Annotated in this window: 1 protein-coding gene; it reads right to left on the reverse strand. The window is 67.4% G+C overall.

Annotated features, from left to right (window positions below; translation table 11 throughout):
• Positions 1–480 (reverse strand): LysM peptidoglycan-binding domain-containing protein (locus EHS19_RS11525; RefSeq protein WP_241677225.1); only part of this gene is annotated, 480 nt, incomplete at its 3' end.
• Between the last annotated feature and the right edge of the window lie 357 nt (positions 481–837).

An 837-nucleotide genomic window follows, 5' to 3' on the forward strand; every position in this document is an offset into this window, starting at 1 on the left:
ACGATGACGACACCGAGGAAAACCATCAGCCCACACTGCGGAAAAACACCGCTCAACCCGCCGAACAAACATTGAAGCAATACAGGCGAGCGTCGAGTGGCGGACCGGGTCGACGCCGTACTCGCCGTCGTAGGTCCGCTGCGCCTCGGCGGCCCAGTCGATCGTGACCGCGCACTTGCCGGCGTCGGTGCCGGCGGCCTTCCTCGTGTCCCTGACGTGCTCGCCGGGGAAGATGAGGTCCGGGTTCCCGGAGCGGTAGCCGGTGTAGTCGCGCCAGTCGCCGCCGAACTGCTCGGCGATGGCGGAGAGGGTGTCGCCGGACTCGACGGTGACGGAGCCGTCCGGGTTTGGTGTGGCGCCGAACGCGACGGCCGTGGAGGACAGGAGCCCCGCGGCGATGATGGACGCCAGTGCCGCCGTCATGAGGCGATGCGGCCGCTTCGGGCCGCGTGACGGGTTGTTGTGATTTGATGTGGACATGATGGGTTTCCTTCCTTCTTCCCGAAAGGGAACGGGTCGGTATGAATGGGTGCGGCGGGGCACGGGACGAAGCGACGGACGGATGCCCATGGCGGGCCGTCTTTGTCGTGTCCCGTGCCCCGCCGCGTGTATTGGTGGACGGCCGGATACGGCCGGCCGTCGGTGGGCCGGGCCGCGGGCGTGTGTCCGTGGCCCGGCCGGGTGGCGGAGGTGTGCTACTTCCAGTAGCCTTCGGCCGGGTGGTTGATCCGCTCGTCCCAGGCCGGTTTGTCGATCACGGTCCTGTCCTGGTATTCGGCCTCGTGGTGGATGGTCTTGTACTGCGACATGTCCTGCATTGCGACGCCGTGGCCCTTC

The sequence above is a fragment of the Bifidobacterium jacchi genome (assembly GCF_009078285.1).
Classification (GTDB): Bacteria; Actinomycetota; Actinomycetes; order Actinomycetales; family Bifidobacteriaceae; genus Bifidobacterium; species Bifidobacterium jacchi.